Annotated in this window: 3 protein-coding genes; all 3 read right to left on the bottom strand. The window is 66.9% G+C overall.

Annotated features, from left to right (window positions below; genetic code table 11):
• Positions 1 to 231 precede the first annotated feature (231 nt).
• On the bottom strand, positions 232 to 2,283 hold the full coding sequence (locus tag ACX80X_RS20955) for an NHL domain-containing thioredoxin family protein (protein WP_459313285.1): 2,052 nt from the start codon (positions 2,281 to 2,283) through the stop codon (positions 232 to 234).
• A complete protein-coding gene (locus ACX80X_RS20960; RefSeq protein WP_459313287.1) occupies positions 2,283 to 4,433 on the bottom strand; it encodes a cytochrome c oxidase assembly protein in 2,151 nt (716 codons plus the stop codon). Before ACX80X_RS20960 ends, ACX80X_RS20955 begins: the two co-directional genes overlap by 1 nt.
• A gap of 118 nt (positions 4,434 to 4,551) precedes the next feature.
• Positions 4,552 to 4,839, bottom strand: a complete 288-nt coding sequence (locus tag ACX80X_RS20965) for an HU family DNA-binding protein (protein ID WP_056341443.1) — start codon at positions 4,837 to 4,839, stop codon at positions 4,552 to 4,554.
• Between the last annotated feature and the right edge of the window lie 442 nt (positions 4,840 to 5,281).

Below are 5,281 nucleotides of genomic sequence, written 5' to 3' on the forward strand. Positions count from 1 at the left end.
GAGAAGGGGGATTAACAGCCGTTGTTATGTCGCACCCATAACAAAAACACCGGAATCCTGCGGAAGTCAGTCGAACACCATCACCCCATGTCCAGAGTCCTGGAGCTGCCTTGGCGCGCAAAAGGCTGCCCCCCGTGACACGAGGGTCACAGAAGGCAGCCTCTGCACACCGGCTCAGCAAGCCGGCGCCGCAAAGCCGTAGCCTCTTGATCTAAACCACGGCGGCGGTGATCAGTCCATTCCGCGAAGGTCCAGGACCAACTCGGTGTCGCCGTCGTCCGTCAGGAGAACCGGGATGCCCCAGTCCTGCTGGTACAGGTGGCAGGCGGCGTGGTCCGGGATTTCGCCGTCCGCGTCCTCCGGGCCGTCGCAGGCCGCGGCGCGGGCGGTGATGTGCAGGACGCCCTCCGGAATGTCGGAAGCCAGTTCCAGCGTGCGGAGCAGCCCCACCGAGGTTCCGCCGCCGGCCACAAGCAGCTCCGGCGGCGTGGAGGAGATCTTCAGCTGCGTGGGGTCTCCCCAGCGGTCGTCGAGCTTCTGCCCGGTGGGCGCGGTGAAACGCACGGTGAGCTCGAGCAGCCCGGGGGCTACCGGGCTCTTGGGCCGGTGGGTCTGCGAGGCGCCCTCGTCCACCTGCTGGGCTTCCTTGGGGATGGGCACGTAGACCAGCTGGTGCTGGTTGGCCTCCACCACTACCAGCAGCGGCTCGGAGCCTGCGGCGTGCGTGTGGTCCACAATCACGTCGGAGGGTTCCGAGAGTCCGCGGGCCAGCGTGGACACGGTCCCGGCGGCGGGGTCGTAGCGCCGCACGGCACCGTTGTAGGTGTCCGCGATGGCAACGGATCCGTCAGGCAGGACGGTGACGCCGAGGGGGTGCTGGAGGCGTGCCTCGGACGCGGGGCCGTCGCGGAAGCCAAAGTCGAACAGGCCCTTGCCCACGGCGGTCTCCACGGTGACCGTGCCGCCGTCGTCAATGACCAGCTTGCGGAGGGCGGAGGTTTCGGAGTCCGCCACCCAGATGTTGCCGTCGGCGTCCTCGGCCAGGCCGGAGGGCTGCGCGAACCAGGCTTCGTGGGCGGGCCCGTCCAGCAGGCCCTCCAGTCCGTTGCCGGCGATAATTGCCACGGCGCCGGTGAGGGGCTCGAAGCTGAAGATCTGGTGCGTGCCGGCCATGGCGATCACCACGGCGTTGAGCTTGGTGGACCAGACGACGTCCCACGGCGAGCTGAGGGACACCTCCAGCGGGTGCTCGCTAAGCTGGCCCGTGAAACCGGCAGCGTCCTCGTCCACCCGGGCGGGGCCGGTTTCCAGCAGGCGCTGCACACCGTTGCCAACAATCGTTGTGGCCTTGCCGTCCGTGAGCGAGAGTCCCCGGAGGCGGTGGTTGACCGAGTCGGCAATCACGACGTCGTAGCCCGCCTTCGCTGCCACCTCTTCCGGAAGCAGCACGAGGCCCTGCGGCTCGTTGAACCGTGCGGTCGGCTCGACGGAGTCGACGGCGGCGGCCGGGCCGTCAGCGTGGCCCCTGGTACCGGAGCCGAACGTCGCCAGGACGGTCTCGAAGTCGGTGCCAAGCTCCACGAGGCGGTGGTGCCCGGTGTCGGTTACCAGCCAGGAACCGTCGGTGGCGGTATCAGCGGCGGCGGGAGTCCCGCCGTCGGACGTTCCCTGGACGCCTGAACCCTGCGCGCCTGAACCGGGTCCGGCGGAACCGCGCCCGGCGGGCAGGAACAGAGCCTTCCCGGGGAAGCGCAGCGTGCCAGAGGTCGCTTCCGGCGCCACGTACGGGCCGGAACCGCGGTGCAGCGTGCCTTTGGCCTCGTGCTCGGCGATCAGCTCGGGGATGAGCACGGCCAGGCCGTCAGCGTGGCCCTCACCGGACAGGTGCGCCACGATGTAGCCCTCGGGGTCGATGACCACCAGAGTGGGCCAGGCGCGCGCCGTGTACGCCTTCCAGGTCTCCAGCTCGGGATCGTCCAGGACGGGGTGGTGGATCTCGTAGCGTTCCACGGCGGCGGCCAGGGCCACGGGATCTGCTTCGTGCTCAAACTTGGGCGAGTGGACGCCCACGGTGACCAGGACGTCGGAGTACTGTTCCTCGAGCGGGCGCAGCTCATCCAGGACGTGCAGGCAGTTGATGCAGCAGAAAGTCCAGAAGTCGAGCAGCACGATCTTGCCGCGCAGGGCTTCGAGGTCCAGCGATTTGCCGCCGGTGTTGAGCCAGTTGCGGCCCACCAGTTCGGAGGCGCGGACCCGGAGTTGGGTGCGTACGGTTTCGCTCATCAGCGTCCTTCCAGCTTTGAGTTGCGTTCAGCCAGTCTGGCATCGCGTTCGGCCAATTTGGCAAACATATCGTTGTAAGCAGTGAGATCGGCGTCGTTATTCCTGTCCGCCGCGCGGTCCACGCGCTTGGTCTCCCGTTGATCGGAGCGGGACCACATGATGGCCACGCCAAGTGCCACCAGGAGAGTGGGCACTTCGCCGATGCCCCAGGCCACGGCCCCGCCCATCTGCTGGTCCAGGAGGGCCGACGGGCCCCAGGCGCGGCCAAGGTTGCCGAAGTAGTCGGCCGCCAGCAGGCTGGTGCCGCCCATGATGGCGACGCCGAAGAACGCGTGGAAGCCCATGGTCGCCAGCAGCAGGAGCAGGCGCATGGGATACGGTGCGCGGCGGGGCAACGGGTCCGTGCCGATCATGCTCAGGATGAAGATGTAACCCGTGAGCGAGAAGTGCAGGATCATGAGCTCGTGGCCCACGTGGTCCCGCATGGCGAAGCCGAACGCGTCCGAGTAGTAGAACAGCACGATGGACCCCGCGAAATTGGCCGCCGCGAAGATGGGGTGCGTGACCAGTTGGGAGAACTTGGAGTGGATAGACACGAGCAGCCACTCGCGCGCCCCGCGGGTGCCGTCGCCGCGGGCAGGCAACGCCCGCAGGGCCAGCGTCACCGGGGCGCCGAGCACCAGGAAGATGGGGGCCACCATGGTCAGCGCCATGTGGTCCACCATGTGCGCGGAGAAGAGGATCCTGCCATAGACCGACGGCGGCCCTGACGTGATGAAGGTCAGCACCAGGAGGCCGATCACCCAGTTCACGGCGCGGAACCACTGCCACTTGTCGCCGCGTCGGATCACCTTGGCGACGCCCAGGAAGTACGCCACCAGCCCGAAGAGCACCACGGCCACCCAGAGCCAGTCAAAGCGCCATTCCGTCAGCCAGCGTTCCGGCGTCAGTTCAGGCGGCAGCTCGTAGCCGGTGAGGATGAACGCCGGCGACGCGTCCGGCGCAAACGTGGTGGGCTGCGGCGGGGCCGACCGACTTAGGGCCACGGCGACGCCGGAGGTGGCTCCCATAACCATGAGTTCCGCGAGCACGAGCTGCCACAAGACGCGGCGTGAGGACATGGCCGAGCCTTTGCGGCCCAGCTGGGGGATGACCCATTGCCTGTGCATCAAACCGATGCCGCCAAGGACAAGGGTTGCCGCCGTCTTCGCGAGGATCAGTTGGCCGTAGGGGGAACCAAATAGGTCACCCCAGTTGGTGATGCGGATGCTTGCATTGATGACGCCGGAGGCAAAGACGAGCACAAACGCAAAGCCGGCCAGTGAAGAGAACCGCCGCAGCGTTGGCTCGGTGATGTCGGCGGCGGCACCGGGCTTCGAGCCGGTCAGGATTCCGGACAGCAGCGCCAGGACGATGATGCCGCCAACCCACGCGCTGACGCCCACAAGGTGCAGGCCCAGGGAGTTGATGGCGCCTTCGTGGTCCGACGAGCTTGAGGAGTGGCCGATCAGGGCGGCGGGAACCAGCCCGGCCACCGCCAGGATCAGCGTGAGGGCAAGGCCGTCCAGGGATCTGACGCCGAACAGCGCGGTGGTCACCACGGCCGCGATGATGGTCACGCTCAGCCATGCCCGGCCGGTCTCGATGTCCGTCATGAAGTACACCAGCGCGCGGGTGAACTCGGCGTCCCCGCCGACGGCCTGGCCCGCAACGTCTGAGTAAGTAAGGACCAGTACGGCCACCGCCGACAGCGTCCAGGCAGCACCCGCAGCGGCAGCAATGGCCAGGGCCCGGGCGAACGCCGGATGTTCCGGAGCGTCGCCTTTGTGGGTCCGGGACCGGGGACCCGCAGTTCTAGGGAGGATGCCGACGGCGAAGATCAGACCGCCGATCACCGTCGCCAGTGCCACGTTGTGGATGGCCTTGCTGACGGGAAGCCCCCAGCGGACCAGTGCCCCCGGGTCAGAGACCTCACGGGCCGCGGCGGCGCCGGAGAAAAGGAGTGCCGCCGTCAGTCCCAGGAAGAGGGCTGCAAGGCCCGCGAGCTGCCACGGCCGGGAAATCCCCACGACGCCGCCAGCCCTGGCCGGGGCGCCCCTGTCGGGGCCTGGCTGGGGTGCTGCGGGACGGGATTTTGCTGCAGAAGGCACCTATCCATTGTCCGCTACGGGTGCCCGCGCGGCGAATCGGATTAAAGCAGAATCGGCTTAAAGCAAAGGAGCGGCAACCCTGAGGTTGCCGCTCCTTTGCTGCTGTTGCTGAAGAAGACTACTTCTTCTTGGCGACTGCAGCCTTCAGCTTGGAGCCGGCGGTCAGCTTGACGCTGTGGCCTGCCGCGATCTGGATGGTCTCGCCCGTCTGCGGGTTGCGGCCGGTGCGTGCTGCACGGTCGGTGCGCTCAACTGCGAGCCAGCCCGGGATGGTGATCTTCTCGCCGGCGGCGACGGAAGTCTCGAATACCTCGAACAGTGCATCGAGGACGGAGTTGACGGCTGCCTGGCTGGTGCCGGCCTTGCCTGCTACCTCTGAAACAAGTTCACTACGGTTCTTAGCCATTGATGTCCTCCTGGACGGTCACGATTTCTGGAGCCTGAACGCGGCATGCGTGCAAGCCACTGTTCGAAAACTTACCAGCTTGGGCCCGCGAGGTCCGCAAATTCCGCGTGTTTCCGCCATTTTTTGACTAAAATCACCGGTTTTCGGGGAATTGCAGGGGAATTGCGCCCTCAGCGGACGCTCTCGCAGTTCCTGGAGTGTTCCGCCGGATGCTCTCTCAGTTCGTGCGACGTTCAGCCGGACGCTCTGTCACTTCGGGTGCCGGGTTGTGTGGTGCACGACGGCGGCGGGTGTGGTGGGTGCCGCGTTTTCGGTGGGGTGCCGGGCTAGTCCTGCGTTTGGGGGGTGTTTGTGGTGTGGTGGTTAACGTGGGAGAGCCCCCCAACCTGGTGGTTGGGGGGCTCTCGACCTGTAATGATGTTCCGGCGGTGACCTACTCTCC

It is taken from the genome of Pseudarthrobacter sp. MDT3-1 (genome assembly GCF_054510755.1).

What these genes read in the sequence shown, in the direction of transcription:
- ACX80X_RS20955 (WP_459313285.1), bottom strand. Translation starts at nt 2,283, where the DNA reads ATGAGCGAAACCGTACGCACCCAACTCCGGGTCCGCGCCTCCGAACTG.
- ACX80X_RS20965 (WP_056341443.1), bottom strand. Translation starts at nt 4,839, where the DNA reads ATGGCTAAGAACCGTAGTGAACTTGTTTCAGAGGTAGCAGGCAAGGCC.